Raw genomic sequence first — 25700 nt, forward strand, 5'->3', positions numbered from 1 at the left:
TTACATCTTGATCAGCGGACTGTTCAACTCGCGCACCGGATTGCCTGCCCCGTCGCGCAGCCCGCGCTGATCGAGCACGGCAGCGGTTTCGATGGTTTCAAGCGCGCGCATCACATCGCGGTAGCGTTCGGCATCGGCAATCCAGCCTTCCGCCCGGTCCGCGCCCGGCATGTTGCGCACTTCGTCGATGGCCGTCTGATAGCGGCCCTGCTCCAACGCCCAGCGCGCCCGTTCCAGACGCCGTTCAGGCTGGGGTGACGGCGTGCTTTCCCGCCGCACCACGAAAAGCTGCGAAAGCTCCCGCTGGAAGGTCGCAAAGCTTGGCCCCGCGTCCCGTTCACGCAATTGCGGGCCGAGCCCTTCGAGCCGGGCGACCAGACTGTCGAGCCGCACCGGCTTGCGCGAGAAATCGATGATCGTCGCTACCGCATTGGGCCATTGATCGCCAAAGCGCAGCCGCAACTGATCCGCAAGATAACCCAATTCTGCCCCGCGCTCGACCGAACGCCTTGTGGCAAAGGCGATCAGCAGGCCTTCCGCGCGCGCGGCATTGCTGGCGGCGGCCTGGGCTTGCAGATCCAGCCGGGCGAGGCGCTGTTCGGCAGCGGCGAGGCGTTGATCGATCCCGCCTTGTTGCTCGGCCACGCGGGTTACGGCTTCGCTCGCCTCGGCAACGGCCGCTTCGGATACGGTGTCGCTTGTTGCCGAGGCATCCGGCAAGGCTGCGGCGTCTTGCGTGCTTTCGTCTGCGGAAGACGCCAGCATGCCAGCGACCCGCGGTGATTGGAGATTGTACCACACCACCCAGCCCACCAACCCGCCACCTGCGGCAAAGGCGAGCAGGCCCGCCAGCACAAGGGCGCGCGTCGAGGTAGGCTTGCGACGACTGCCGTAATTCGATTCCATCACAATCCGTTCTGCGCCCGCTACGGGTGTCGCCCGGTGATGCAGCCGGGTGAGCCGCATGTCGAGGTGCCCGCGCTTGTCTCAGGCGTCATTGCATAAGTCACGGGCCAATTCCAGCAGTGCGGCATCATTGGGGGCCGCGGCGGTATGCACTGCGCGCCAGCCTGACCCCGCCGCAGCGGCGATACGGGGGCCAAGCGCAGCCACGATGATCTGCGAAATATCGACACGAAGCCTCTCGCATTCCCCGGCAAAATGCCTGGCGGTGGCGGCCGAATGCAGCAGCACGATCACACCCGCCTGCTCCAGCACCGGCAGCGCGGGATCGAGTGCGAGAGCTTCGCTGCGATAGGCAATCCGCGTGGTGATGGTGATACCTTGGGGGACATAGAGCGCCAGATGCTCCTCCCCCGCGATGCGCAACAGATGCGCGGGCGCGGCGATCTGATCGAGCACCTTCTGCAAGCCGCCCTCGCCCGCCGTCGCCACGGTGAAACCCGCCGCCAGCGCGGCATCGGCGGTCGCCTTGCCGACCACAAAGCAGGGTTTGCTGCGGAGTGCCTCCAACGCGGCGCCGCCATGGAGGAACACGTTGGCGCTGCCGATCAGCAGCCCATCCAAACCCGCCGGATCGGGCGCATCCCAAGCGACCGGCACAATCCGGCCGAGCGGGCAGCCTGCCGCTGCCATGCCCATCGCCTGTGCCGCGGCGAGCGTGGCGGCGCAGCCAGGCTCAGGGCGCAGCACCAGCAGCACCGGCGTATCAGCCAAGCTGGAAATGCGGCGCGATGCCGGATGTGGCCCGCGCCAGCAGATCGGCGGCAAGCGCACGCACCGCGGCATGATCGCCCACGGCGAAGGTGGCGCTGGCTTCGATCCGCTCGGCCCCGTCAGGGCTGAACAGCGCGGCGCGCATTGCAAGGCCGTCTCCCGCCATTTCGCACAGCACGGCAACCGGCGAATGGCACGTGCCGCCCAGTTCGGCGAGCAGCGCGCGTTCGGCCTCGATCTCGGCGCGGGTTGGCGCGTGGTTGATCGCGGCCAAGGCCTCGGTCACCGCTGCATTAGCGGCAAGGCATTCGATCGCGATCACGCCTTGCGCGGCGGCGGGGATCCATTCCGTCGGCGCCAGCGGCGATCCATGTTCGCTCTGCCCCAGCCGTTCAAGGCCAGCCGCCGCAAGGAACGTCACATCAGCTTCGCCCGCTGCCAGCTTGCCAAGCCGGGTTGCGACATTGCCGCGGAACATCACCACGCGGCAATCGGGGCGCAGGTTGAGCAATTGCGCAGCGCGGCGCGGCGCGCTGGTGCCGACGGTCGCGCCTTGCGGAATATCTGCGATGCTGCTGGCGCCGACCAGACAATCACGCCGGTCCGCGCGCGGGAGAAAAGCCGCAAAGTGAAACTGCGAAGGACGCTGGGTTTCGACATCCTTGGCCGAATGCACCGCGCAATCGATCCGGCCTTCGGCGAGCCAGGCATCGAGTTCCTTGGTCCACAGCGCCTTGCCGCCGATTTCCGCGAGGGGACGATCAAGCACCTTGTCGCCGCTGGCCACAACGGGGACCAATTCGATCTCGTCAGGCGACCAGCCATGCGCGGCGCACAGGCGGGCGCGGGTTTCCTCGGCCTGCGCCATCGCAAGCGGGGACTGGCGGGTGCCGAGGCGCATCCGGATACCGGGGGCGCGCGGGATGGTGGGGGTGGACAAAGGCTCGTCGTGCATGGCGATGCTTGCCCTAGCCCCGGTAATGACTAAGGGAAAGCGCCATGAGCGCGATCTCCCACAATCCTGCCAGTCCGGCGATCATTCTGGGTATCGAATCGAGCTGCGATGAAACCGCGGTGGCGCTGGTGCGCGCCGATCGCACGATCCTCGCCCAGCGCATCGCCAGCCAGGAAGCGGAGCATGCGCCCTATGGCGGGGTGGTGCCGGAAATCGCCGCGCGCGCCCATGCCGAACGGCTCGCCCCGATGCTTGAAGGGGTGATGGGCGATGCCGGGCTGGCGCTTGGCGATGTCGATGCGATTGCGGCGACCGCCGGGCCGGGTCTGATCGGTGGGGTGATGGTCGGGCTGGTCAGCGCCAAGGCGCTTGCCATGGCGAGCGGCAAGCCGCTGATCGCGGTCAACCATCTTGAAGGCCACGCGCTCTCGCCGCGCCTTGCCGATGCGGATCTCGCATTCCCTTATCTGCTGCTGCTGGTATCGGGCGGGCATTGCCAGATCCTGCGCGTTGAAGGCGTCGGAAGCTATCGCCGCCTCGCCACGACCATTGATGATGCGCTTGGCGAGGCCTTCGACAAGACCGCCAAGATCCTCGGGCTCGGCTATCCCGGCGGGCCAGCGGTCGAGCGGCTGGCGTTAGAGGGCGATCCCAAAGCCGTGCCCCTGCCCCGCCCGCTCAAAGGGTCGGCCGAACCCCATTTCTCCTTTGCCGGGCTGAAAAGCGCGGCGCTGCGCGCGGTCGAGAGCGGGGCGCACCAGCCCGCTGATATCGCGGCGAGTTTTCAGCAGGCGGCGATTGATTGCCTGATTGACCGGCTGGAAAAGGCGCTGCGCGATCACGGCGCGCTGCCTGCGCTCGTGGTGGCGGGCGGCGTTGCCGCCAACAAGGCGGTGCGCGGCGCGCTCGAAGCGCTTGCCAGCCGCCACGCAATGCGCTTTTGCGCTCCGCCAATGGCTTTGTGCACCGACAATGCGGCGATGATCGCCTGGGCCGGCCTTGAACGGATGGCCGCGCAAGGCGCTGAATTTGCAGGCGATCCGCTTGATCTGCGGGCGCGGCCGCGCTGGCCGCTCGATGACAGCGCCGAAGCCGTGCGCGGGGCCGGAGTAAAGGCATGACCGGCGCGCCTCCCCCGATCGGCGTGATTGGCGCAGGAGCCTGGGGCACCGCCCTCGCCCAGATGCTCGCGAGCGATGGCAGCACCGTGATGCTGTGGGCCTATGAGGCCGAGGTGGTGGACGCGATCAACGCCAGCCACAGCAATCCGCTCTATCTGCCGTCAGCGAACCTTGCGCCGACGATCCGCGCCACCGGCGATCTTGCCGATCTGGCCGGGTGCGAGATCGTGCTGGTCGTGACCCCAGCCCAAGTGCTCGGCAAGGTGCTCGGCGGGCTTGCCGCGCTGCCGCGCGATCTGGTGCTGTGCTCCAAGGGGATTGATGCCAACACCGGCGAGCTGATGAATGATGTCGCTCGGCGCGCCGCACCAGCGAGCATGCTCGCCGTGTTGTCCGGCCCGACCTTTGCCCACGAAGTCGCAGCTGGTCTGCCCACGGCGGTAACGCTCGCCTGCGCAGGCGGCGAGGCGCAATGGCAGCGGCTCGCCCCGGCGCTCTCGCGCCCTGCGTTCCGGCCCTATTACAGCGATGATGTCACCGGCGCCGAGGTTGGCGGCGCGATCAAGAACGTACTGGCGATTGCCTGCGGGGTGGTAGACGGCTTGCAGCTTGGTCAGAACGCCCGCGCCGCACTTATCGCGCGCGGCTTTTCCGAAATGCTGCGCTTTGGCGAAGCGCTGGGCGCCCGCGCCGAAACCCTCACCGGCCTGTGCGGCCTTGGTGATCTGGTGCTGACCTGTTCAAGCACGGCAAGCCGCAATTTCTCCTTCGGCAAGGCGCTTGGCGAAGGGCATAGCGCCGCAGACCTGCTGGCGGATCGGCGCACGGTGGCCGAAGGGGCCTTCACCGCGCCGGTGCTGGCGCGGCTGGCGGCGGAGCATGGTATTGCTATGCCGATTGTCAGCGCGGTCAATGATTTGATGAACGGAGCCGAAGCGCGCGCGGTCGTGGCCGGGTTGATGGCGCGCCCGCTCAAGGCCGAACAGGATTTTGCTGCGTGAGCCCCACCAAGCCCCAAGCCAATCAGGATGATATGGCCGCGCTTGCCAAGGGCGGGCGCACCAACACCATGGGCTTTGTCCTGCGCCTGATCGCGCGCATTCCCTTCCTGATCATTGCGACGCGGCTTTATGGCCCCGATGCGCTGGGCCGTTTTGCCTCGGCCCTTGTGCTGATCGACATTATCGCGCTGGTCTGTTCGCTGGGCGAGAAACGCGGGCTTGCCCAACGCCTCTCGGAAGGTGCGGGCGATGATCGCAGCAAGGAGGCGAACGTCGTCTATGACGGGATTGTGCTCTCGCTGCTCTATTCAGGCGTGACCGGGCTGATCCTGTGGCTCTTCCCTGCGCCCATGTTCCCCAATGGCATGAACAGCCCTGCCGATATGTGGCTGATCGCGGCGATCCCGGCCTTTGCCATCACCGAAATCCTGCTGGCTGCACAGGCGTACCGCTTTGACATCGCCACCACGGTGCGCACCCGCGCGGTGGTGGAGCCTTGGGTGATCTCGATTGGCGCAGGCGTGTTCTTCTACCTGCCGGGCACGCGCGATTCCGGGCTGGCCTTTGCCTTCATCGCTTCGGTCTATGCCGGCTTGCTGACCGCGGCCTGGCCGTTCCTGCGCACCTATGGCCTGCCGCGCGACTGGCGGCCCTCGCCGCGCAAGTTCCTGCGCATGTCGAGCCGCGCTTTCCCGCTGATCGGCGCCGATGCCATCGAGAAAGGCACGCGCCTGCTCGATATCTTTATCCTCGGCCTGTTTGCCCCGCCCGCGGCGGTGGGGATCTATTACGCAGCGCAGCAGATCGCGAGCTTGCCGCAAAAGCTCAAGACGAGTTTCGAGCCGATCCTTTCGCCCGTCATCACCAAGAACCTGCGCACCGGCAATTTGGCTGCCATCGCCGCGCAAGTGCGGCAGGTCGGGTTCTGGATCATCGCGGTGCAGGCCGGGATTGCGCTGATGCTTGCCTTGCCGGGCGAAGCGGTGATGGGTCTGTGGGGGCCGAGCTATGTCGCAGGGACGGCAGCGCTGGCCTTCCTGCTTGCCGCCGAAGTCGCCGCCTCGACCGCCGTGGTGGCCGAAAGCGTGCTCGTCTACATCGCGCGCAAGCGCAATCTGGCGATCTCGGTGGGCATCATCGCCTTGCAGGCCGCGCTGACGATGGGGCTGATCACGCTCGCCAACCGCATGGGCATGGACGAAGGCTTCAAGGCAGCGGGCGCCGCGGGTGCGCTGCTGCTGGCGCTGGGCGCCTCCTCGCTGATCAAGGCGGTGCTGCTGAAAAGCCTGCTCAAAGCGCCGGTGAGCAACTGGCGCTGGCCGCTGGTCTATGCCGCAGCGGCGGCGGTGGTTGTCGGCTTCGGGGCCAAGCTGCTGCCCGAATGGGCCGAATTGCTGCTCGGCGTGCCTGCGATTGCCGCCGTCTATGGTTATGTTATCTGGCACCGCGGGTTCGGCCCCGAAGACCGCGTGCTGTTCCGCAAGAATATTGCTTCTGAAACCGAGGCAGAACCCGAACGGCCTTAAGGCCCGGATGTCCCCACCTGCAAAGGAGTTGATCGCGCCATGACTGCTGACATGAGCAATGCCCTGCCCTTCATCCTGATCGGGGTGCTGGTTCTGGCGATCGCGGTGTGGGCGCTGCTGCGCGCCACCCGCAAAGCCAAGGTGATCGACGCAGCCGAGAGCCTCAAGCGCGATGTGCTCGATGAAGGGGCTGCCCGCGCGAGCCGCAACCAGGCGCTGATCGACGCGCCGCCTGCGGTGGTGAAGCCTGAACCTGCACCTGCACCTGCACCTGCTCCTGTGCCCGCCCCTGCGCCGACTCCGCCGCCGGTGGCCGCCCCGGCACCTGCGGCAAGCGCGGATGATCTGACCCGGATCAAGGGACTCGGCCCCAAGATCGCGGCCCTGCTGAACGAACTGGGCGTGACAAGCTATGCCCAAATCGCAGCTTGGAGCGCGGAAGACGCCGCAGCCATCGATGCGCAGCTCGGCCGGTTCAGCGGAAGAATCAGCCGCGATCAGTGGATTGCCCAGGCCCAATTGCTCGCCGCGGGCGACGAAGCAGGATTTGCCAAAAAATTCGGCCAGAATGGATAATATTCATACAAGGATTGCTCACGTCTTGTGATAGTCTTGCGCCGGGATCGTTGGGGAGGTGCAAATGACTCACACGATTCTTGTGGCTGAAGATGATTTCATTGAAGGTGTCGACATCTGCGACACCTGCGAGGAAGCGGGCTATTTCGTCGAAGGCCCGCATCTCGGGATGAGCTCGGCGATGCTCGCCTTGCAGAAAGTGCGGCCCGATCTCGCGATCCTCGATTATCAGCTCGGGGAAGGCCCGCTGTTCGCGCTCGCGCAGAAGCTCGAAGAAGAAAACGTGCCTATCATCTTCCATTCAGGGGCCGATGTGCCTGCCGATATTGCGGCGCGTTTTCCGAAAGCGGCGACGCTGCCCAAGCCCTGCCCGCCTGCGCAATTCATCGATACGATCCACCGGATGCTGGCCAAACCTTAGGCGCCGGGGCAGCGGGCGACGTTGCCCCCTTGCTCTGGCCCGCCAAGCCTGCAAGAGCAGGCCGGCAGGCAAACAACAAGCAGCAGGAGCACCGCCATGCACGGCACCTCGCCCAGCTCGCCGAAAAGCGGCGCGATGGCCCCGTTCAACTGGGAAGATCCCTTTGATCTGGAAAGCCAGCTGACCGAAGAAGAACGGATGATCCGCGATGCCGCGCACGGCTTTGCGCAATCCGAACTCCAGCCGCGTGTGATCGACGCGTTCCGCGAAGAAGCCGATGCGCCCGAGCTGTTTCCGCTGATGGGACAGGCCGGGCTGTTGGGCGCGACCGTTCCCGAAGAATTCGGCGGCGCAGGCGCAAGCTATGTCGCCTATGGCCTGATCGCGCGCGAGATCGAGCGGGTGGATAGTGGCTACCGGTCGATGGCGAGCGTGCAGTCGAGCCTCGTGACGCATCCGATCTACGCCTATGGTTCGGACGAGCAGCGCCGCAAGTACCTGCCCGGCTTGGCCGCCGGCACGCTGATCGGCTGCTTCGGCCTGACCGAGCCTGATGCGGGTTCCGACCCGGCGGGGATGAAGACCTGGGCGAAGAAGGACGGCGACGACTACGTCATCTCCGGCTCCAAGACGTGGATCAGCAACGCGCCCTTTGCCGATGTCTTTGTCGTCTGGGCCAAGTCCGAAGAACACGGCGGCGCGATCCGCGGCTTCGTGCTGGAAAAGGGCATGGCCGGGCTGTCGGCCCCCAAGATCAAGGGCAAGATCAGCCTGCGTGCATCCACCACCGGCATGATCATAATGGACGAGGTGCGGGTGCCGTCCTCGGCCCTGCTCCCCCATGTCGAAGGGCTGAAAGGCCCGTTCGGCTGCCTCAACCGCGCGCGTTACGGGATTTCGTGGGGCGCGATGGGCGCAGCGGAATTCTGCCTCGCCGCCGCGCGCCAATACGGCCTTGATCGCCACCAGTTCGGGCGGCCGCTCGCCGCGACACAGCTGTTCCAGAAGAAGCTCGCCGACATGATGAGCGATATCGCGCTCGGGCTGCAAGCGTCGCTGCGCGTCGGACGGTTGATCGACGAGGGCCGCTTCGCCCCCGACATGATCTCGATCGTGAAGCGCAACAATGTCGGCAAGGCGCTCGATATCGCCCGGCAGGCCCGCGACATGCACGGCGGCAACGGCATTTCCGAGGAGTATCAGGTGATCCGCCACGCGGTGAACCTTGAAACGGTCAACACCTACGAAGGCACGCATGATGTCCACGCGCTGATCCTGGGCCGCGCGATCACGGGGATTGCGGCGTTCTGATGCGCGCTCCGCCACGGGGCGACACAGAGCCCATGTCCTACCGTCGCCTTTTGCGCCATGATGACGCAATGACCGCGTTGCCAACCGTCTTTCCTGTGGCCGTTTTCCGGAAGACCTGCGTGGGGCGTCGTTTTTCGCCTTATAACAGTGTCTCACGTGTATCCAACGCAAGCAAATTGGCCCCGAACATGAACGGCACACGCTCATGAAGCTTTATGGCTACTTCCGCTCGTCCACCTCTTATCGCCTCAGGATCGCACTGAACCTCAAAGGCCTCGCCTTCGAGAATGTGCCTGTCAGCCTTGTTACCGGCGAGAACAAGGACCCGGCCTTCACCGCGCGTAACCCCTTCGGCTCGCTGCCGATGCTCGAAGCCGATGGGCGTGACCGGGCGCAGTCGATGGCGCTGCTCGAATGGCTCGACGAAGCCTATCCTGAACCGCGCCTGCTCCCGCAGGATATCGAGGCGCGCTACACCGTTCGTGAACTCGCCTATGGCATCGCGACCGAGATCCACGCGGTCAACAACCTGCCAGTGCTCAAGTATCTGAAGGACCCGCTTGGCCACACGCAGGACGAGATCGATATCTGGTATCGCACGTGGCTGAAGCGCACGCTTGATCCGGTCGAGGCGCGACTGGCGCAGCTGGGGACAGGCGATTACCTGCGTGGTGACGCGCCCGGCCTGTTCGAAGTGGTGCTGATCCCGCAACTCGCCAATGCGCGGCGCTTTGCCTACGACTTGTCGGCGAGCCCGCATATGACCCGCATCGAGGCCGCCTGCCTTGCCCTGCCCGCCTTCGTGGCTGCGCACCCCGATAACCAGCAAGATTCCCCCGAGAGGAAACCTCAATGAAGCTCGCATCCCTCAACAATGGCACCCGCGATGGCAAGCTGGTGGTGGTCTCGAAAGACCTCACCCGCTGCTGCGCGGCTGGCTACATTGCGCCTACGCTGCAAGCCGCGCTGGATGATTGGGAGCGGATCGCCCCGCAGCTTGAAGTGCTGGCCCGCGATGTCGAACACGAAGCGGTGCCGTGCGAGCGGTTCCACGAGCGCGAGGCCCATTCTCCCCTGCCGCGCGCGTTCCAATGGGCCGATGGCAGTGCTTACATCAACCATGTCGAGCTGGTGCGTCAGGCGCGCGGGGCCAAGGTGCCCGACAGCTTCTATCACGATCCGCTGATGTATCAGGGCGGATCGGACGGGTTTCTGCCGCCGCGTGCCGCGATCCCGTTGGGCGATCCGGCATGGGGCTGCGATATGGAAGGCGAAATCGCCTGCATCACCGATGATGTGCCGATGGGCGTTTCGGTTGAAGAGGCCGCTGGCCACATCAAGTTGCTGATGCTGGTGAATGATGTCAGCCTTCGCGGCCTGATCCCGGCTGAACTGGAAAAGGGCTTCGGCTTCTTCCAGTCGAAGCCCGCGAGCGCTTTCTCGCCTGTAGCCGTGACGCCCGACGAACTCGGCGAGGCCTGGGCCGATTGCCTCATTCACCTGCCGCTGATGGTCGATCTCAATGGCCAGCCCTTTGGCCGGGCCAATGCGGGCAAGGACGCAACCTTCAACCTCGCGCAATTGGTCGCCCATGCGGCAAAGACTCGCCATCTCGGCGCGGGCTCGATCATTGGCACGGGCACGGTTTCGAACAAGGGCGCGGATGGCGGCCCCGGCAAGCCGGTGTCAGAAGGCGGCACGGGCTATTCCTGCATCGCCGAAATCCGCATGATCGAAACCATCACCGGCGGCCAGCCGACAACGCCGTTCATGCAAGCAGGCGACAGCGTGCGGATCGAAATGCGCGATGCGCACAATCATTCGATCTTCGGCGCGATTGAGCAGAAAGTCGTCGCGGTCTGATTGCTCAGGACAGCGTATCGGGCACGATTGCAGGGGCATCCTGTTCGTCGTGACGGCGATCCAGCGCTGTCACGAAGAAGTGGTTCACATCGCGGTGCTCGGCCTCATCGGCCCGCACAGCGAGGATCACATCGCGGAGCCGTGCGTCCTGTGGAAGCTGCCAGTAATCAATCGCGATCTGCGGCGCCGGCACGTTTTCATGGCGGCCTGCATCCACCTCGGCGAGATACTGGGTGTAGCTGAACACCGCCTCTTCCTCGAAATAGGCAACCACGCGGTGCGCGGTGCGCGGCGCGAGCAGATAGAGGAAGAAGTAGAAATTGTAGAACACCAGCTGCACCGCCACGATCAGCGCGCGCTCAAACCAATTGGGCTGCGCGATCTCGATGAAGGTCATCAGGTGCATCCGCTCGTTCTCGGCCTCGTCGAGGAGCGTGCGGATCCAGCCTTCATCATCGCGCATCTTCCGGAGCGCGGTGAGGTGTTGCCACAGCCCGCCAACCATGCCGGGCACCGCCGCCACGGTTTCAAGCACGACGGCGCGGTGGCCGTACCGCTTGGCAAAGAACTTGTCGGCGAAGAACCGCAGCAGCTTCACAAAGCCGAAAGCGACCTTGTCGCTCGTGCCTTGCGGGGCCACATGGACATCGAGATCAACATCGAGGTTGACCTGCCGGACCATCGGGCGGGTATCAAACGGCTTCATGACTGCACCTGCACTCCAAACACTGCGCTGATCGGTGTGATCATACCACAGTGTGACCGATCCCTGTTTCAAAAAAACACAACGCAGGGTGCAGTTGAGAGTTCCTCCGCGGCGATCATCATGCCGGAAGCAGCCCTTCTATGGCCGCCACGGCTGATGATGTGCGCATCAGGTCAGAGGTATAATCCGCGCAATCAGGCTGCGCAAAGCGCCGGGCTGCTCCATCGGGCGGATCCGGCCGTATCTGGCACGGCGCGACTGGGAATCATCAATGCAGACAGTGCGGTACATGCGATCTGGCCGGCTGGACCAGATGGTCGGCTTTTCCATAGTCGCGTCCCCGATTCGCAAAATATCATTGAGACGGGATAACACGAAACTGTGGAAAACCTATTAACAAGCTGCGGACAATGCAATTTTTGTCACGGCCCCTCACCCGACCCGTTGCACCCCGGCTTCGCGCACCGCCGCCAGCGTGGGATAGCCGTTGACCGCCATCAGCAAGTCGGCCTCGGCGAGGATGGAACACAGCACCCACGCAGCCCCGGCGGCACCGCCCAGCGCGAGGCCATAGGTGTAAGGCCGCCCGACGCCGATGGCGCGCGCGCCCATCGCCAGCGCCTTGACAGCGTCGGTGCCCGAACGCACGCCGCTGTCAAACAGCACCGGCACATCGCCTGCGGCTTTCACCACATCGGCCAGCAGATCGATGGTCGCGATCCCGCCATTGGCCTGACGCCCGCCGTGGTTCGAACAATAGATCGCATCCGCCCCGGTATCGACCGCACGGCGCGCATCATCGGGATGGCAGATCCCTTTGAGAACGATCGGCAGTTTCGTCACCGATTTGAACCACGCCATATCCTCCCACGTCAGCACCTGCCCGAAGGTCGCGGCCCAGGTGAAGATCGCCGCCGCCGGATCTTCCTCGGGCGGCTTGGCCAGCAGCGAGCGGAACACCGGATCGGAGAAGTAATTGACCAGCACCTTGCCGCGCAGCTGCGGGAAGTTCGAAGCGTTGAGATCGCGCGGGCGCCAGCCGGTCACCCAAGTGTCGAGCGTCACCACCAAGGCCTTGTAGCCCGCATCCTCGGCCCGGCGGATCAGGCTTTCCGCCAGCTCGCGGTTGCGCGGCGTGTAAAGCTGGAACCAGGCTGGCGTATCACCGCAGGCCGCTTTCACATCCTCCAGCGGATCATTGGCCAAGGTCGAGGCGCAGAATGGCACACCTGTCATGGCCGAGGCCCGCGCCGCAGCCAGATCGCCGTGGCGATCCTGTGTCGCTTCGCCATTGAGACCAATCGGCGCCATGAACAGCGGGGTCGGGTAGGTGTGACCGAACAGCTCGATCGAGAGATCGCGCGTGCTGCAATCCACCATCATCCGCGGCACCATGCCCCAGTGGTGAAAAGCCGCAGCGTTGCTGTTCTGGGTATGCTCGTCGCCGCAGCCGCCCGCGACATAATTGGTCATCATCGGGCCAAGCGCTTCGTGAGCGCGCTTTTCCAGCGTGGCGAAATCGACGGGATAATCGGGCAGGATGCCCTTCAGCCCAGCGTTGTAGATCTCGTTCTGCATCGCGCCGAAATAGCTCACGCGCGCCTCTCCCTGTTGCTTGTGCTATGCGCCGCAGCTTGGCGGCAAATCACCGCCTTGCCAAGCGGTCAGGCGAAGAAGCGTTGGAGCCGCGGGCGCACTTTGAGAAATTGCAGGTAGGCCGCTTCGAGCAGGCGCAACACAAGCCGGTTGCGTGCGAGCAACCCCAAGGGACGCAGCACAGGAATGGCCCGCCACATCGCGGCAAAGGCCGCCGCGCCGCTGACCACTTCGCCATTCTCCTCAGCATGGAAGCGCGCGAGCAGCGCAGCCCGATCAATCGGACAGGCCGGATCAGCCCCGGCCGCGACATCGACAAAGGTGATCGCCCCGCGTGTATCGAGCCGCCGCATCAACGCGATTTCGCGCAGGCACAGCGGGCAGGCGCCATCATACCAGACCTTGAGCGGAGCAGATGTCATCCCGGTCGATGTGAGCGCTTGGAGCGCGATTGCAAGGTGTCAGATGAAACCGCGCGCCTCGTAGTGATCGACCGGCGGCGGCGGCACGCCGGTATCATCGGCCAATTCGGCAAAGGCCTGATCCTGCGACAGGAACACGCGGCCGTTCAGTTCTTCGATCAGATGGCTGCGGTGCAGCCGATCCATCACCGGGCCTTTGACTTCGGAGAGATGCAAACCCACCCCTGTCTCGCCAAGGCGGTGGTTGATCGCCTCAAGGCTTTCCAGCCCCGACGCATCCACCGCATTCACCGCGCTGAACATCAGCACGACATGGCGCAATTGCGACCGCTCGGCGACGAGTTCGAGAACGTATTCCTCCAGCCAGCGGGCGTTGAGATAAGTCAGGCTTTCGTCAATCCGCAGCGCCAGGAGGTGCGGCAGGGTGATGACAGCGTGCCGCTCGACATTGCGGAAATGGCCGGTGCCGGGAACGCGGCCAACAATGGCGGCATGGGGGCGGCTCGCGCGCCACAGGTAGAGCAGCAGCCCGACCACAACGCCTGCGATCACGCCCAGCTCAACCCCTGCCAGCAGGGTCACAATAATCGTTGCGGCATGGGCTGCAAAATCGGCTTTGGAATAGGCCCAGAGCTGGCGCGGAGTCTTGAAATCGACAAGGCTCAGCACCGCAACAATGATCGTCGCGGCAAGCGTAGCCACCGGCAGATGGAACAGCAGCGGCGTGAGGTAGAGCGAAGCGAGCGCGATCCCCACAGCGGTAAAGGCTCCCGCCGCGGGCGTCTGCGCGCCAGCATCGAAATTGACCACCGAACGGGCGAAGCCGCCCGTCACCGGATAGCCGCCCGAAAGCGCGCTCGCGATGTTGGATGCGCCAAGGCCGATCAGCTCCTGATCCGGGCTGATGCGCTGGCGGCGCTTGGCCGCAAGGGTCTGCGCCACCGAGACGCTCTCGACAAAGCCGATGATCGAGATGAGCAGCGCTGGCACCCACAATTGTGCGATCAGGGCGGGATCAGCCGAAGGCACGGTGAACGGCGGCAGACCCTGCGGGACCGCGCCGACCACGGCGACGCCGCGGTTGCCCAGATCAAGGCCGATCACCGCCAGAATGGTAAGCGCCACGGCCATCACCGGCCCGGCCTTGGCGCTCATATCTGCCGCGCGGGCTGACATGCCAAGGCCCTGCAGGGCAGGCTTCAGGCCCTTTCTCACCCAGAAAAGGAATGCCAGCACCGGAATGCCGATCGCCACGGTCGCCGGATTGATCGCACCGAGATTGCTGACGAGGCCATGCAGCATGGCGGGCCAAGTCTCGCCCTCCGCCCTCACCCCGAGGATATGCTTGAGCTGCGAGGTCGCAATCAGGATCCCGCTCGCAGTAATGAAGCCGCTGATGACCGGGTGCGACAGCAGGTTCGCAAGGAAGCCGAGGCGCAGCAGTCCCAGCACTGTCAGCATCACCCCCGACAGCGCGGCAAGCGTGACCGCCGCTTCGAGATATTCGGGCGTGCCAACCGGCGCGACCGCGCTCGCCGCGCTCGCTGTCATCAGCGAGATGACAGCCACCGGCCCCACGGCCAGCGTGCGGCTGGTGCCGAAGATCGCATAAAGCACCAGCGGCATGATCGAGGCATAGAGCCCAACCACCGGCGGCAGGCCTGCCAGCATCGCATAGGCGAGGCTCTGCGGGATCAGCATGATGGTGACGATCACCGCCGCCATCAGATCGCTTGTCAGGACAGCGCGATCATAGCTGCGCCCCCATGCGAGGATCGGGAAGAAGGCCGCCATGCGGCTGTGCGGGCGCATGGTCAGGCGGGCCGGTCAACCAGCCGCACCAGCATCATGCCGGCCAGCATCGCCGCAAGGAAAATCGCCGCCGCAGGCGCATCGATTGCCAGCGCGGCGAAGCCAGGCCCCGGGCACAGCCCGGCAATGCCCCAGCCGATGCCGAACAGCGCCGAGCCGCCGATCAGCCGCGGCGTCAAATCGCTGCGATTGGGCAAGGCAAAGGCTTCGGCAAAGAGCGGGCGTTGCATGCTGCGTTGCACGATCCAGGCAAGCGCCATCACCATCACCGCACCGCCCATCACAAAGGCAAGCGTCGGGTCCCACGCACCAAACAAGTCAAGGAATCCGCGCACGCGTGCCGGATCGGTCATCCCGCCAAGCGCCAGACCCGCGCCGAAAATCGTGCCTGAGGCGAGCGCCACCACAACAGCGCGCATCATGGCAGCACGACGATGCCAAGCGCATTCATCACCGCCACGGTGGCAAAGCCGGTCACCATGAAGCTGGCCGTGGCGACGAGCGAGCGCTGCGACAGGCGGCTCATCCCGCACACGCCGTGGCCACTGGTGCAGCCGCTACCCAGCCGCGTACCGATGCCGACAATCACCCCGGCCACTGCCAGCAGCAGCGGTGAGGCAAATTGCGGCGCGGGCGCGCCTGTCAGCAGCGTCACGATCAGCGCGCCAAGCGGCAGGCCGATGAGAAAGGCGAAAGCGGCGCTGCGCTGCATCGCACCCTCGCCAATGGCAAAAGCGCGCGCGGCAATGCCGGACACTCCGGCAATCCGCCCTGCCCCCAGCAGCATCAGCGCTGCGGCAAGGCCAATCAGCACCCCGCCGGCAAGCCCCGCCACCGGAGCGGCATCAGGAAATCCGGGCAGGCTCGTTGCGAGGATACTCATACCGCATTCACCGGGATCTTGAGGTAGACAATGCCATTTTCATCCGGCGGTGGCATGTGGCCTGCGCGCATGTTGACCTGCACGGATGGCAGGATCAGGCGCGGCATGGCGAGCGTCGCATCGCGGGCTTCGCGCATGGCGACGAATTCATCTTCGGTGATACCATCATGGGCATGGATATTGCCCGCGCGTTCTGCGGCAACCGTCGTCTCCCAGAAATATTCGGTGCGGCCCGCGGGCAGATAATCGTGGCACATGAACAGGCGGGTTTCGGGCGGGAGCGCAAGGATGCGCCGCAGCGAGCGGAACAGGCTGCGTGCATCACCACCGGGGAAATCCGCCCGCGCAGTGCCGTAATCGGGCATGAACATGGTATCGCCGACGAACACCGCCTCGCCCACGACATAGGCAATGCAGGCCGGGGTATGGCCGGGGACATGCATCACCGTCACCGGCAGTGTGCCGATGCTGAAGGTATCGCCATCCGAAAACAGCGCGTCGAATTGCGAGCCATCGCGCTCAAACGCGGTGCCGGCATTGAACAGCTTGCCGAAGACATTCTGCACCTTGGTAATATCCGCGCCGATGGCGATCTTGCCGCCCAGCTTCTCCTGGAGGTAGGGCGCTGCCGACAGGTGATCGGCATGGGCATGGGTTTCGAGCAGCCATGTCACTTTCAGATTATGCGAAGTGACATGAGCTATCACCGCATCCGCCGATGCGGTCGATGTGCGCCCGGAATTGGGATCATAATCGAGCACCGAATCGATGATTGCCGCCTCCAAGGTTGCAGGATCATGCGCGACGTAGGTGACAGTGAAAGTGGCGGGATCAAAGAAAGCCGCGATTTCAGGCCGCAGTGCGGCATCATCGCGCGCGCGCAGCACTTGCGCGGTGGCGGCTTCCAGCACCGGATCGTGGGCAGTCATGGCATTTCTCCACTTCATTTTCATAAATCGTGTATATGTATTGCAATCCTGAAGTCAAGTGGTATGAAACCCGCATGAGCGATCCAACCGCCCTTACCCCATCCCCTCTTGCACCTTGCGCAGGCTTGCGCATCGGTGACACCGCGCCCGATTTTGAAGCGCGCAGCACCATCGGCCCGGTGCGCCTGTCGGCTTTCCGCGGTCGCTGGCTGGTGCTGTTCTCGCACCCGGCGGATTTCACCCCGGTGTGTACCACAGAATTCGTCGCCCTCGCCCGCGAAAGCGCTGCCTTCGAGGCCCGTGACTGCGCGCTGATGGCGCTTTCGGTCGACAGCCTGTTTGCCCATTTCGCGTGGCTGCGCCTGATCCGCGACCGGTTCGGCATCGAGGTGCGCTTCCCGATTGTCGAGGATCCCACTCTGGTGATCGGACGCGCCTATGGCATGGTCTCGCCGGCCGACAGCAACAGCGCCACCGTGCGCACCACCTTCTTTATCGATCCTGCGGGCACGATCCGCGCGATGAATTGTTACCCGGCCAATCTCGGCCGCTCCGTCCCCGAAATGCTGCGGATTCTCGATGGGCTTCAGGCGATTGATGCCGCGGGCGGGCTCGCTCCGGCCAATTGGCAAGTAGGAGACCCCCTGCTGGCCCCTGCCGCCCAATCGCTCGATGATGTATTCGCGAGCGACGAGCCCACTGGATGGTTTCTGCGCGGCGATGCCGATCTCTCGTCGGAGCAAGGCTGATGCGCGATGCCAAGACCGAAGAGGCGCTGGTCGAGCAGTTCAAGGCGGTTGCCCATCCCTTGCGGCTGCGCATTCTCACCGCGCTCGGCCAGAGCGAGCTCAATGTCGGCGAGATCGAACAGGCGACCGGCATCGGGCAGCCAGCACTCTCCCAGCAATTGAGTGTGCTGCGCAAAGCCGGACTGGTCGAGACCCGCAAGGAAGCCAAGCTGGTGTTCTATCGTCTGATGATTGCTGAACTTGCTGCCCTGTCGAACGTGCTCACCGGCCTCCTTCCCGGACAGGCGGCCGTACCCAGCGCCGCGCCCGCAGCGCCGCGCCCTTCCCCTCCCGGCGCTGCCCACTTCGCGCGCCTTTCGTGAAAGCCCTGCCATGACACAGACCGCACCCGCCAAGCCTGTCGAAGCCCTGAAGGGCGAGGATTGGGCCGGCGACATGGGCACCAAGTGGCTCAGCCATCTCGATCGCTTCGAAGGCATGATCGCCCCGATCGGCGAAGCCTTGCTGGCGCGCGCCGCATACCAGCCCGGGGAACGGGTGATTGATCTCGGCTGCGGCGGCGGGGCCACCACCCGCGTGATTGCCGCCGCCGTCGCGCCGGGGGGCGAGGCGGTCGGGCTTGATATCTCGCCCGACCTGACCCGCGAAGCGCAGGCGCGTGCGGCCGCCATGGGCCTTGCCAATGCCCGCTTCGTCTGCGGCGATGCCGCCACCACGCCGCTCGAAGACGCACCCTATGATCGGCTGTTCTCGCGCTTTGGCTCGATGTTCTTTGCCGAGCCCAAGCGAGCCTTTGCCCACCTTCACACGCTGCTGAAGCCCGGCGCTCGGATCGATCTGGCGGTCTGGGCGAACCCGCGCGACAACCTGTGGATGATGGAGATGATGGGCGTGGTGCGCGCGCATATCGACATCCCGCCCGCGGTGCCGCGCACGCCGGGACCCTTCGCCTTCGAGGATCTCGATTATCTCGCCGACGTGCTCGCCGCAGGCGGGTTCACTGGCATGGATGTGATGCCTTATGTCGGCCAGCAGGCGGTCGGCGGGCCCGGGGCTTCGCCCGAGGACGCTGCCGATTTCGTGCTGGCGGCCATGGCGGCCGGTCGCGCGCTCGCAGACCATGGCGAAGCGGTGCAAGCAGCCGCGCGGGCCGATCTGGTGGCGCTTTTCACCGAGCGCCATGTCGCAGGCCAAGGCGTCATGATGGGGTGCAAGGCATGGTTGGTGCGCGCCATCGCCTGACAGACGCGGCCACGGATCGCTTTGCGCTGGCGGGCGCGCGCGCGGTGATCGCCACCATGCATGGCAAGGAACAGGTGATCGCGCCGGTGCTGGCCGATGCCCTCGGGCTTGTCTGCGACCTTGCCCAAGGGCTCGACACCGATGCTTTCGGCACCTTTTCGCGGGAGCGCGAACGCACCGGGACCGCGCTGGATGCGGCGCGCGCCAAGGCCAAAGCCGCGTTCGCCCTTGTGCCCGGCGCGCGAGTTGCGCTTGCGAGCGAGGGCAGCTTTGGCCCCCATCCGCACATCCCCTTTGCGCCGATGGGCCGCGAACTGGTGCTGCTGGTCGACCGCGAGACCGGGCTGGAGCTGGCAGGCCATGATACGACGCTCGATGTGCGCTATGCCCATGTCATCGCGCGCACGCTGGACGAAGCGCAAGGCTTCGCCGACCGCATCGGCTTTCCCCAGCACGCACTGATCGTGATGGGCTGCGCAGGCGGCCAACCAGCCCCGCACCTTGCCCTGCGCAAGGGGATCACGACCCCGGCCGCGCTCGCCGAAGCTGTCAGCATGGCCATCAGCGAAAGCGGTGCAGCCTGCGTCGAAACCGATATGCGCGCGCATTACAATCCCACCCGCATGGCTGCAATTGCGCGGGCGACGCAGGATCTGGTGCGCCGCCATGCGAGCCGCTGCCCCGCCTGCGTTTATCCCGGCTTTGCTGTGACCGAGCGCATCGCCGGCTTGCCGTGCGAGTGGTGCGGCACCCCCACCGCCTTGCCCATGGCCGAAGTGCGCGCCTGCGTGGCGTGCGGGCACCGTGAAGAGCGCCCTGCCCTGGGCCCCACCCACGCCGATCCCGGCCTCTGCCCGCGCTGCAATCCCTGATAATTTGGCGAGCGCGGTCTTGTTCATCATGGTCTTGAACGGCCAAAGGACTTGCGGCAATCATCGCTCCATGAACACTGCCCAAACCTCTACCGCCCTTATCACCGGTGCCTCATCCGGCGTTGGCCTGTGGGCCGCGCAGGCGCTCGCCGCGCGCGGCTGGCATGTCATCATGGCCTGCCGCGACCTTGCCAAAGCCGAGGCCGCCGCGCGCGAAGTCGGGATTGATCCGGCGAGCCGTACGCTACTCCCGCTTGATCTGGCGGATTTCGCCAGCGTCCATGCTTTGGCCGAGGCCACCCGCCAGCAACTCAAGGCAGCGGGCCGCACGCTCGATGCGCTGGTGCTCAATGCCGCAGTTTACCTCCCGCGCGCGCAGGAACCGCTGCGCAACGCGCAGGGCTATGAAGTCTCGGTGGCGACCAATTATCTCGGCCACTTCCTGCTGGCGAACCTGCTGCTCGATGATCTGGCGGCAGCGCCCGCGCCGCGCCTCATCACGCTCGGCACCGTAACCGCCAATTCCGAGGAGTTCGGCGGCAAGATCCCGATCCCGGCGCCCGCCCATCTCGGCGAATTGGCGGGCTTCGAGGCTGGCTTCGGCCCGCCGGTCGCGATGATTGATGGCAAGGCGTTCAAGCCGGGCAAGGCCTACAAGGACTCCAAGCTCGCGCTGATGATGATGAGCCGCGAACTTCACGCGCGCTATCATGCCAGCACCGGGATCATCTTTGCGACGCTCTATCCCGGCTGCGTCGCGGATACGCCGCTGTTCCGGCATGCGCCCAAGGCCTTCCGCACGATCTTCCCGTGGTTCCAGAAGAACATCACCAAGGGCTATGTCTCGCAGCCCCTCGCGGGCGAGCGGGTGGCGCAAGTGGTGGCCGATCCGGGCTTTACCCGCTCGGGCGTCCACTGGAGCTGGGGGAACCGCCAGAAGCCGGGGGCTGAGGCCTTTGCCCAGCCCTTGTCGGCGCGGGCGGAGAACGCGGCGCGCTCGGCCCGTTTGTGGGAGCTGAGCTGCGGTCTCGTCGGGCTTCAGGGCGCGCGGGTGCAGCAGGCAGCGTAAGGGTTTTTCTTCGGGTCACGGGCCAGGGCGAATAAGAACCTCGCCTTATACGGGGATATGCGCCGCCCGGCGGCATCCCGGTGCACAATTGGCCAGACCACGCGGCAGCCAAGAACCCATGCCTCTTTGCCCCCATGCGAAGAGGGCCGGATGGTTTCGGACGCGCAAGAGAGACTGGTGTGTGGCGCGCCCGGCAGGACTCGAACCTGCTGCCTCAAGATTAGAAGTCTCGCGCTCTATCCAGATGAGCTACGGGCGCGCGCCGCCACGTCCAATAGCGCGCTTTGCCTCGCAATCAAATGCAGCTAGGATAGCCGACGATGGAAAAAACGCCTTCCGCGGTCGATCCCTCTCCCGATCCCGCTGCCGCCTTTGACCGCGATCCCGCAGACGGGATCATCGCCACCTCGCGCGCGCCGGGGTCGTTCCGCCATTACGACATCGTCATGGCGGCGTTCGTCGCCATTCTGCTGCTGTCGAACCTGATCGGCGCGTCCAAGCCGAGCTTCATCACGCTCCCCAATGGCGAGGCGTGGATTTTCGGCGCTGGCGTCCTGTTCTTCCCGATCAGCTACATCCTCGGCGATGTCCTGACCGAGGTCTATGGCTATGCCAAGGCGCGCCGGGTGATCTGGACAGGCTTTGGCGCGCTAGCCTTCATGGCCTTCATGGCATGGGTGGTGGTCGCCCTACCCCCGGCCGAAGGCTGGCCCTATCAAAGCGATTACGAGCATGTCTTCGGCAACAGCTGGCGGATCGTGCTCGCGTCGATCACCGCTTTCTGGGTCGGCGAGTTCGCCAATTCCTTTGTCCTCGCCAAGATGAAGGTCTGGACCAAGGGGCGCTTCATGTGGATGCGCACCATCGGTTCGACCTTTGTCGGTCAGGGGCTCGACAGTCTGATTTTCTACCCGCTCGCCTTCTGGGGGCTCGCAGGCTGGCCGCCTGAAACCCTGTTCCAGGTGGTGCTGTCGCAATGGCTGATCAAAACCGCGTGGGAGGCCTTGCTCACGCCCGTTACCTATGTCGTGGTCAACCGTCTCAAGGCCGCCGAGGGTGTCGATCTGTTCGATATGGACACGAATTTCTCGCCCTTTGCGAGCACGGCGACCAAAGCTTAAGCGGGCTGATCCAGCAGGGCCTCGTCCGCCACAATCTCGACGCGCCAGCCCAACCCGAGCCGGCCCGACAGCAGCTTCATGTCCTTTTCGGTCGGCGCGCCGAACAGCGCCGCATGGCTTTGCGCGAGCCTGAGCAGCAGGACACCATCCTGCACCAGCAGCCGGCTGACCTGCAACGAGCGCGGCGAGCGCGCACCCAGCCGCCGGGCGAGCCGCAGGGCAAGGCCCCAACGGATCGCTTCCTCAAGCGCTTCGGGGCTCGCCAGCAGCCGTACGCGTTCGGGCAGATCAAGCTGGTTGCCATTGGCCGCAATCGCGGCGGCCATCATGGCGCGGCCCTTGCCGTCAACCCCGATCCAGCGCTTCTGCAAAGCCCAGTCGATCGCTTGCGGCAGGCGCACATTGGGCTCGATCTGCATCGCTGCGAGCGCCAGCGTGGTCGCCGCAAGCCGCAGCCTTTCGCTGCCATGTTCGCGCGCGGGCGCGGCATCGAGCGTCCAGGCCGCCATCCGCGCGGCGAGCGTCGGCGGCGCGCCGCGCTGGCTGGCGAAAGCGGAAATCCCGGCGAGCAGAGGGTCCTGCGCCCGCCCATGCGGCGGCAGGCGATCATAGAGCAGCCCTTCGCGCAGGCCCCAGGATGAAAACACGATCCGCACAGGATTGAGCCGCGTCAGCATCGCTTGCAGCAACACCGCCGCATCGGGCAGCTTTTCCATCCGCATCGTCGAAATGCGCCCGCGCGGGCGCGCGCCATCGTGCAATTCCGCCAGCGTCCCCGCGAGAGCGAGCGCAGTCGCAGGATCAAGCTCGAACCCGTGAGGATCGCTCAAGGGATGGCGGGTTGATTCCATCGCGAACACCGCCATCGCGCGCCATGTCCCGCCCACCAGATAAAGCGCGCCATTATCCTCGGGTGCCTTGGCAGCGAGATCCCAACCGCCCTTGCGGATCGCCTTGTCGAGCGCCTTGCGCATCTCGCTTGCCCCGCGCCCGCGATATTCAGGCAGACGCAGCGTGCCCAGCGGGAGACTGCTGGCCGCACTCGCCCTGCCCTCGCCCACGCGCACCAGTTCAAGACTGCCGCCGCCCAGATCGGCGACAATCCCGCGGGCATCGGGAAAGGCCCCGATCACGCCATGCGCGCTGAGGATCGCTTCTTCCTCGCCCGAAATCACGCGCGGTTCGAGCCCCATGGCGCGCAGCTTGGCGACGAATTCCGGGCCATTGCTGGCGTCGCGCACCGCCGCTGTCGCCACCACCTCGACATCATCAACCGCGAGGTCTTCCAGCAGCAAGGCAAAGCGTGCAAGGCCTCGCAAGGCCAGTTCGACCGCTTCATCCGCGAGTTTGCCGGTGGTCGCGATATCGCGGCCGAGCTTGGCAGTGACTTTCTCGTTCAGCAGCACGGTCGGCGCGCGCATCGCCCCGCCATAGACGACCAGCCGCACCGTGTTCGAACCAATGTCGATAATCGCGCGCTGGGGCGTGCTGCCCGCAAATGTGCCGTCGCGGTCCGAGCGCCGCTTGCGATACGTCATTCCTGCAACAATCCTATCCCGCACGCCCCCGGCGCAGCGACAATTTCGGTACCGCGCCTGCCTCCAGCGCCCCGCCCCGCCCCGACAGCGACGGGTTCGTCATGAAGTAGCGATGGCAGTTGAACGACCTGCCATCGGTTTCAACCCGTGAATAGCTCCCGTCCGAATGCAGCCACCAGCTTTGTTCGGTATCGAGCATATTGGCGAGCAGGACCTGTTGCAGCACCTGATCATGCACCGTGCGGTTGAGGATCGGGATCAGCGCCTCGACCCGGCGATCAAGGTTGCGGCTCATCAGATCGGCGGATGAGATATAGACCGCCGCCTGCGCGCTCGGCAGCGGCGCGCCATTGGCAAAGGCGTAAATCCGGCTGTGTTCGAGAAAGCGCCCGATGATCGATTTGACATGGATGTTCTCGCTCAACCCGGCGATGCCGGGCCTAAGGCAGCAGATCCCGCGCACCACCAGTTCGATCTGCACCCCGGCATTGCTCGCGGCATAGAGCCGATCAATCATCGCCTGATCGGTGATCTGGTTGCACTTGATCCAGATCGCCGCCGGCTTGCCCTGCGCGGCATGGGCGATTTCGGCATCGATCCGGCGATAGATTTCGGCGCGCAGATCAATCGGCGCGATCGAGATGCGTTCGAGCGCATGGGGTTCGACATAGCCGGTGACGAAGTTGAACATCTTGGCCGCATCGCGCCCCAGCTTCGGATCGGCGGTGAAGAAGCTGAGATCGGTGTACACCTTGGCGGTGACGGGGTGGTAATTGCCGGTGCCAAAGTGGCAATAGGTGCGGAAAGAATCGCCTTCGCGCCGCACCACCATCGCGACCTTGGCGTGGGTTTTCCAATCGGTGAAGCCGTAGATCACCTGCACGCCCGCGCGTTCCAGCTTGCTCGCCCATTTGAGGTTCTGCTCCTCATCAAAGCGGGCCTTGAGCTCGACCACGGCGGTGACTGATTTGCCGGCCTCGGCAGCCTCGATCAGGGCGTTGATGACATTGGATTGTGAGCCGGCGCGATACAGCGTCTGCTTGATCGCCACCACATCGGGATCGGCCGCCGCCTGACGCACGAAATCGACCACCACCTCGAAGCTTTCATAGGGGTGATGGATGATGATGTCCTTTTCGCGGATCGCGGAAAAGGCATCGCCGTCATGTTCGCGGATGCGTTCGGGAAAGCGCGGGGCGTAGGCATCGAATTTGAGATCGGGGCGATCTTCGGCGACGATCTCGGCAAGGCCATCGATCCCGATCATGCCATCGGTCTTGATAACCGCCGCTTCGGTCACGCCGAGCTGTTGGAGCAGCAGGTTTTCGGCCTTGGGATCGAAATCCTCTTCCAGTTCGAGCTGGATCACCTGCCCGCGCCTGCGGCGCTGGATCGCGCTGCGGAAGGTCCGCACGAGATCTTCGGCCTCTTCCTCGATTTCGATATCGCTGTCGCGCAGCACCCGGAACAGGCCATCGCCTTCGATGGTGAAACCGGGGAACAAGGCTTCGGCATAGCGCTGGATCAGGCTGGCAATCGAGATGTAGAGCGCCTCGCCCTCACCCGCGATGTCCCCGGGCACGCGCACGAAGCGCGGTAGCGCGCTGGGGATCAGCACCATCTCGATCAGCTGTTCGCTGTCCGCATCGCGGGTGAGCGTGAACAGGAGGCCCATCCCTTCGTTCTGCACGAAGGGAAAAGGATGCGCCGGATCAAGCGCCTGCGGGGTGATGATCGGGAGGATTTCCTCAAGGAAAAACGCCTTGAGCCAGCGATGCGCGGCCGGCTTGACCCGCCGTTCATCGGCGACGTGGATATCCGCACCGGCCAGCGCGACCCGCAGATAGCGCCAGATTTCCTGCTGGAGCGCCGAAAGCTGCGCCAGCTTCTCGCGGATCGCCGCAAGCTGCTGGCTCGGGCTGCGCCCATCGATCGAAGGCTCGCCCAGCCCGCGCTGCACCTGCCCGACCAGACCCGCCACGCGGATCATCATGAATTCATCGAGATTGCTTCCCGAAATCGACAGGAAGCGCAGCCGTTCGAGCAGCGGATAGGCTTCGTTGCGCGCCTCGGCGAGCACCCGCTCGTTGAATTGCAGCCACGACAATTCGCGGTTGAAATAGGGGGATTCATCCAGCCCGAGCGCGGGCAAGGGCTCGCTCGCCGCGTCGGTTGTTCCGGTGGGACTATCCATCGACTGTGTGCTCATTGCTTTGCTGTCAGGCCGGCGCTGCTGGCCCCAGCGCCATGTTCGCACCCGCCGCTGGTGTAAATCACCAAGCTGCGCTTGTCACACAAATGTCGTTTGGC

Annotated in this window: 26 protein-coding genes and 1 tRNA gene; 14 read left to right on the plus strand and 13 right to left on the minus strand. The window is 65.0% G+C overall.

Annotation, left to right across the window (positions count from 1 at the left end):
• From SOQ14_RS03030 to hemC, 3 genes are read right to left on the minus strand one after another with little or no spacing between them, the layout of a single operon-like run.
• A complete protein-coding gene (locus SOQ14_RS03030) occupies positions 1-966 on the minus strand; it encodes a hypothetical protein (RefSeq protein WP_322896567.1) in 966 nt (321 codons plus the stop codon).
• A gap of 21 nt (positions 967-987) precedes the next feature.
• Complete coding sequence (locus tag SOQ14_RS03035) at positions 988-1677, minus strand: uroporphyrinogen-III synthase (protein ID WP_322896568.1); 690 nt, start codon at positions 1675-1677, stop codon at positions 988-990.
• A complete protein-coding gene (gene hemC, locus SOQ14_RS03040) occupies positions 1670-2578 on the minus strand; it encodes a hydroxymethylbilane synthase (protein ID WP_322896714.1) in 909 nt (302 codons plus the stop codon). The genes SOQ14_RS03035 and hemC overlap by 8 nt, the downstream gene beginning before the upstream one ends.
• 98 nt (positions 2579-2676) lie before the next feature.
• Here hemC and tsaD point away from each other — a divergent pair, with 98 nt between their 5' ends.
• The 8 genes from tsaD to SOQ14_RS03080 all read left to right on the plus strand — a co-directional run bounded on the left by tsaD (position 2677) and on the right by SOQ14_RS03080 (position 10451).
• Positions 2677-3753 (plus strand): tRNA (adenosine(37)-N6)-threonylcarbamoyltransferase complex transferase subunit TsaD, encoded by a 1077-nt coding sequence (tsaD, locus tag SOQ14_RS03045; RefSeq protein ID WP_322896569.1) that lies wholly within the window; start codon positions 2677-2679, stop codon positions 3751-3753.
• The gene (locus tag SOQ14_RS03050; RefSeq protein WP_322896570.1) at positions 3750-4754 is read left to right on the plus strand and encodes an NAD(P)H-dependent glycerol-3-phosphate dehydrogenase; all 1005 of its coding nucleotides are present in this window, start codon (positions 3750-3752) and stop codon (positions 4752-4754) included. Before tsaD ends, SOQ14_RS03050 begins: the two co-directional genes overlap by 4 nt.
• A gap of 32 nt (positions 4755-4786) precedes the next feature.
• Positions 4787-6280, plus strand: a complete 1494-nt coding sequence (locus SOQ14_RS03055) for a lipopolysaccharide biosynthesis protein (protein WP_322896715.1) — start codon at positions 4787-4789, stop codon at positions 6278-6280.
• Between the two features lie 39 nt (positions 6281-6319).
• Complete coding sequence (locus SOQ14_RS03060; RefSeq protein WP_322896571.1) at positions 6320-6856, plus strand: helix-hairpin-helix domain-containing protein; 537 nt, start codon at positions 6320-6322, stop codon at positions 6854-6856.
• Between the two features lie 64 nt (positions 6857-6920).
• A complete protein-coding gene (locus tag SOQ14_RS03065; protein WP_322896572.1) occupies positions 6921-7277 on the plus strand; it encodes a response regulator in 357 nt (118 codons plus the stop codon).
• Between the two features lie 135 nt (positions 7278-7412).
• Positions 7413-8588, plus strand: a complete 1176-nt coding sequence (locus SOQ14_RS03070) for an acyl-CoA dehydrogenase (protein ID WP_322896716.1) — start codon at positions 7413-7415, stop codon at positions 8586-8588.
• Between the two features lie 205 nt (positions 8589-8793).
• On the plus strand, positions 8794-9444 hold the full coding sequence (gene maiA, locus SOQ14_RS03075; RefSeq protein WP_322896573.1) for a maleylacetoacetate isomerase: 651 nt from the start codon (positions 8794-8796) through the stop codon (positions 9442-9444).
• The gene (locus SOQ14_RS03080; RefSeq protein ID WP_322896574.1) at positions 9441-10451 is read left to right on the plus strand and encodes a fumarylacetoacetate hydrolase family protein; all 1011 of its coding nucleotides are present in this window, start codon (positions 9441-9443) and stop codon (positions 10449-10451) included. The genes maiA and SOQ14_RS03080 overlap by 4 nt, the downstream gene beginning before the upstream one ends.
• Before the next feature lie 4 nt (positions 10452-10455).
• Here SOQ14_RS03080 and SOQ14_RS03085 read toward each other — a convergent pair whose 3' ends face one another.
• The 7 genes from SOQ14_RS03085 to SOQ14_RS03115 form a co-directional block, all read right to left on the minus strand.
• Positions 10456-11157: an alternative oxidase gene (locus SOQ14_RS03085; protein ID WP_322896575.1), complete on the minus strand. Its 702-nt coding sequence runs from the start codon at positions 11155-11157 to the stop codon at positions 10456-10458.
• A gap of 432 nt (positions 11158-11589) precedes the next feature.
• Complete coding sequence (locus SOQ14_RS03090; RefSeq protein WP_322896576.1) at positions 11590-12753, minus strand: alpha-hydroxy-acid oxidizing protein; 1164 nt, start codon at positions 12751-12753, stop codon at positions 11590-11592.
• Positions 12754-12821: 68 nt separating this feature from the next.
• The gene (locus SOQ14_RS03095) at positions 12822-13175 is read right to left on the minus strand and encodes a thiol-disulfide oxidoreductase DCC family protein (protein ID WP_322896577.1); all 354 of its coding nucleotides are present in this window, start codon (positions 13173-13175) and stop codon (positions 12822-12824) included.
• Between the two features lie 39 nt (positions 13176-13214).
• Complete coding sequence (gene sulP / locus SOQ14_RS03100) at positions 13215-14987, minus strand: SulP family inorganic anion transporter (protein WP_322896578.1); 1773 nt, start codon at positions 14985-14987, stop codon at positions 13215-13217.
• A 2-nt stretch (positions 14988-14989) separates the two neighbouring features.
• Positions 14990-15409 (minus strand): DUF6691 family protein, encoded by a 420-nt coding sequence (locus tag SOQ14_RS03105; RefSeq protein ID WP_322896579.1) that lies wholly within the window; start codon positions 15407-15409, stop codon positions 14990-14992.
• On the minus strand, positions 15406-15870 hold the full coding sequence (locus SOQ14_RS03110) for a YeeE/YedE family protein (protein ID WP_322896580.1): 465 nt from the start codon (positions 15868-15870) through the stop codon (positions 15406-15408). Before SOQ14_RS03110 ends, SOQ14_RS03105 begins: the two co-directional genes overlap by 4 nt.
• Complete coding sequence (locus SOQ14_RS03115; protein WP_322896581.1) at positions 15867-16799, minus strand: MBL fold metallo-hydrolase; 933 nt, start codon at positions 16797-16799, stop codon at positions 15867-15869. The genes SOQ14_RS03110 and SOQ14_RS03115 overlap by 4 nt, the downstream gene beginning before the upstream one ends.
• A gap of 74 nt (positions 16800-16873) precedes the next feature.
• On the opposite strand from SOQ14_RS03115, the gene SOQ14_RS03120 reads away from it, so the two are divergent.
• The 5 genes from SOQ14_RS03120 (at position 16874) to SOQ14_RS03140 (ending at position 20731) form a co-directional block, all read left to right on the plus strand.
• On the plus strand, positions 16874-17548 hold the full coding sequence (locus tag SOQ14_RS03120) for a peroxiredoxin (RefSeq protein ID WP_322896582.1): 675 nt from the start codon (positions 16874-16876) through the stop codon (positions 17546-17548).
• Positions 17548-17910 carry an ArsR/SmtB family transcription factor gene (locus tag SOQ14_RS03125; RefSeq protein ID WP_322896583.1) on the plus strand — a complete coding sequence of 121 codons (363 nt, stop codon included), beginning with the start codon at positions 17548-17550 and terminating at the stop codon, positions 17908-17910. The genes SOQ14_RS03120 and SOQ14_RS03125 overlap by 1 nt, the downstream gene beginning before the upstream one ends.
• Positions 17911-17920: 10 nt before the next feature.
• Entirely contained in the window at positions 17921-18790 is an 870-nt protein-coding gene (locus SOQ14_RS03130; protein ID WP_322896584.1) for a class I SAM-dependent methyltransferase, read from the plus strand.
• Positions 18766-19662 (plus strand): DUF6671 family protein, encoded by an 897-nt coding sequence (locus SOQ14_RS03135; protein WP_322896585.1) that lies wholly within the window; start codon positions 18766-18768, stop codon positions 19660-19662. Before SOQ14_RS03130 ends, SOQ14_RS03135 begins: the two co-directional genes overlap by 25 nt.
• Positions 19663-19732: 70 nt before the next feature.
• Entirely contained in the window at positions 19733-20731 is a 999-nt protein-coding gene (locus SOQ14_RS03140) for a protochlorophyllide reductase (RefSeq protein ID WP_322896586.1), read from the plus strand.
• Between the two features lie 182 nt (positions 20732-20913).
• Here the strand turns inward: SOQ14_RS03140 and SOQ14_RS03145 are convergent.
• Positions 20914-20990 (minus strand) — tRNA-Arg (locus SOQ14_RS03145).
• Between the two features lie 61 nt (positions 20991-21051).
• Here SOQ14_RS03145 and SOQ14_RS03150 point away from each other — a divergent pair.
• A complete protein-coding gene (locus tag SOQ14_RS03150; RefSeq protein WP_322896587.1) occupies positions 21052-21852 on the plus strand; it encodes a queuosine precursor transporter in 801 nt (266 codons plus the stop codon).
• Here SOQ14_RS03150 and SOQ14_RS03155 read toward each other — a convergent pair.
• Both SOQ14_RS03155 and SOQ14_RS03160 read right to left on the minus strand, forming a co-directional pair.
• The gene (locus SOQ14_RS03155; protein ID WP_322896588.1) at positions 21849-23390 is read right to left on the minus strand and encodes a Ppx/GppA phosphatase family protein; all 1542 of its coding nucleotides are present in this window, start codon (positions 23388-23390) and stop codon (positions 21849-21851) included. The genes SOQ14_RS03150 and SOQ14_RS03155 overlap by 4 nt on opposite strands.
• 13 nt (positions 23391-23403) lie before the next feature.
• Positions 23404-25584, minus strand: a complete 2181-nt coding sequence (locus SOQ14_RS03160) for an RNA degradosome polyphosphate kinase (protein WP_322896589.1) — start codon at positions 25582-25584, stop codon at positions 23404-23406.
• Positions 25585-25700: the final 116 nt, after the last annotated feature.

The sequence above is a fragment of the Erythrobacter epiphyticus genome (assembly GCF_034653295.1).
In the GTDB taxonomy this organism is placed as follows: Bacteria; Pseudomonadota; Alphaproteobacteria; order Sphingomonadales; family Sphingomonadaceae; genus Erythrobacter.

Excerpts from the sequence above, each read along its gene's own strand:
- SOQ14_RS03030 (WP_322896567.1), bottom strand. The coding sequence starts at position 966 with ATGCGGCTCACCCGGCTGCATCACCGGGCGACACCCGTAGCGGGCGCA.
- hemC (WP_322896714.1), bottom strand. The coding sequence starts at position 2,578 with ATGCGCCTCGGCACCCGCCAGTCCCCGCTTGCGATGGCGCAGGCCGAG.
- tsaD (WP_322896569.1), top strand. The coding sequence starts at position 2,677 with ATGAGCGCGATCTCCCACAATCCTGCCAGTCCGGCGATCATTCTGGGT.
- SOQ14_RS03050 (WP_322896570.1), top strand. The coding sequence starts at position 3,750 with ATGACCGGCGCGCCTCCCCCGATCGGCGTGATTGGCGCAGGAGCCTGG.
- SOQ14_RS03055 (WP_322896715.1), top strand. The coding sequence starts at position 4,787 with ATGGCCGCGCTTGCCAAGGGCGGGCGCACCAACACCATGGGCTTTGTC.
- SOQ14_RS03060 (WP_322896571.1), top strand. The coding sequence starts at position 6,320 with ATGACTGCTGACATGAGCAATGCCCTGCCCTTCATCCTGATCGGGGTG.
- SOQ14_RS03065 (WP_322896572.1), top strand. The coding sequence starts at position 6,921 with ATGACTCACACGATTCTTGTGGCTGAAGATGATTTCATTGAAGGTGTC.
- SOQ14_RS03070 (WP_322896716.1), top strand. The coding sequence starts at position 7,413 with ATGGCCCCGTTCAACTGGGAAGATCCCTTTGATCTGGAAAGCCAGCTG.
- maiA (WP_322896573.1), top strand. The coding sequence starts at position 8,794 with ATGAAGCTTTATGGCTACTTCCGCTCGTCCACCTCTTATCGCCTCAGG.
- SOQ14_RS03080 (WP_322896574.1), top strand. The coding sequence starts at position 9,441 with ATGAAGCTCGCATCCCTCAACAATGGCACCCGCGATGGCAAGCTGGTG.
- SOQ14_RS03085 (WP_322896575.1), bottom strand. The coding sequence starts at position 11,157 with ATGAAGCCGTTTGATACCCGCCCGATGGTCCGGCAGGTCAACCTCGAT.
- SOQ14_RS03095 (WP_322896577.1), bottom strand. The coding sequence starts at position 13,175 with ATGACATCTGCTCCGCTCAAGGTCTGGTATGATGGCGCCTGCCCGCTG.
- sulP (WP_322896578.1), bottom strand. The coding sequence starts at position 14,987 with ATGCGCCCGCACAGCCGCATGGCGGCCTTCTTCCCGATCCTCGCATGG.
- SOQ14_RS03105 (WP_322896579.1), bottom strand. The coding sequence starts at position 15,409 with ATGATGCGCGCTGTTGTGGTGGCGCTCGCCTCAGGCACGATTTTCGGC.
- SOQ14_RS03110 (WP_322896580.1), bottom strand. The coding sequence starts at position 15,870 with ATGAGTATCCTCGCAACGAGCCTGCCCGGATTTCCTGATGCCGCTCCG.
- SOQ14_RS03115 (WP_322896581.1), bottom strand. The coding sequence starts at position 16,799 with ATGACTGCCCACGATCCGGTGCTGGAAGCCGCCACCGCGCAAGTGCTG.
- SOQ14_RS03120 (WP_322896582.1), top strand. The coding sequence starts at position 16,874 with ATGAGCGATCCAACCGCCCTTACCCCATCCCCTCTTGCACCTTGCGCA.
- SOQ14_RS03125 (WP_322896583.1), top strand. The coding sequence starts at position 17,548 with ATGCGCGATGCCAAGACCGAAGAGGCGCTGGTCGAGCAGTTCAAGGCG.
- SOQ14_RS03130 (WP_322896584.1), top strand. The coding sequence starts at position 17,921 with ATGACACAGACCGCACCCGCCAAGCCTGTCGAAGCCCTGAAGGGCGAG.
- SOQ14_RS03135 (WP_322896585.1), top strand. The coding sequence starts at position 18,766 with ATGGTTGGTGCGCGCCATCGCCTGACAGACGCGGCCACGGATCGCTTT.
- SOQ14_RS03140 (WP_322896586.1), top strand. The coding sequence starts at position 19,733 with ATGAACACTGCCCAAACCTCTACCGCCCTTATCACCGGTGCCTCATCC.
- SOQ14_RS03150 (WP_322896587.1), top strand. The coding sequence starts at position 21,052 with ATGGAAAAAACGCCTTCCGCGGTCGATCCCTCTCCCGATCCCGCTGCC.
- SOQ14_RS03155 (WP_322896588.1), bottom strand. The coding sequence starts at position 23,390 with ATGACGTATCGCAAGCGGCGCTCGGACCGCGACGGCACATTTGCGGGC.
- SOQ14_RS03160 (WP_322896589.1), bottom strand. The coding sequence starts at position 25,584 with ATGGATAGTCCCACCGGAACAACCGACGCGGCGAGCGAGCCCTTGCCC.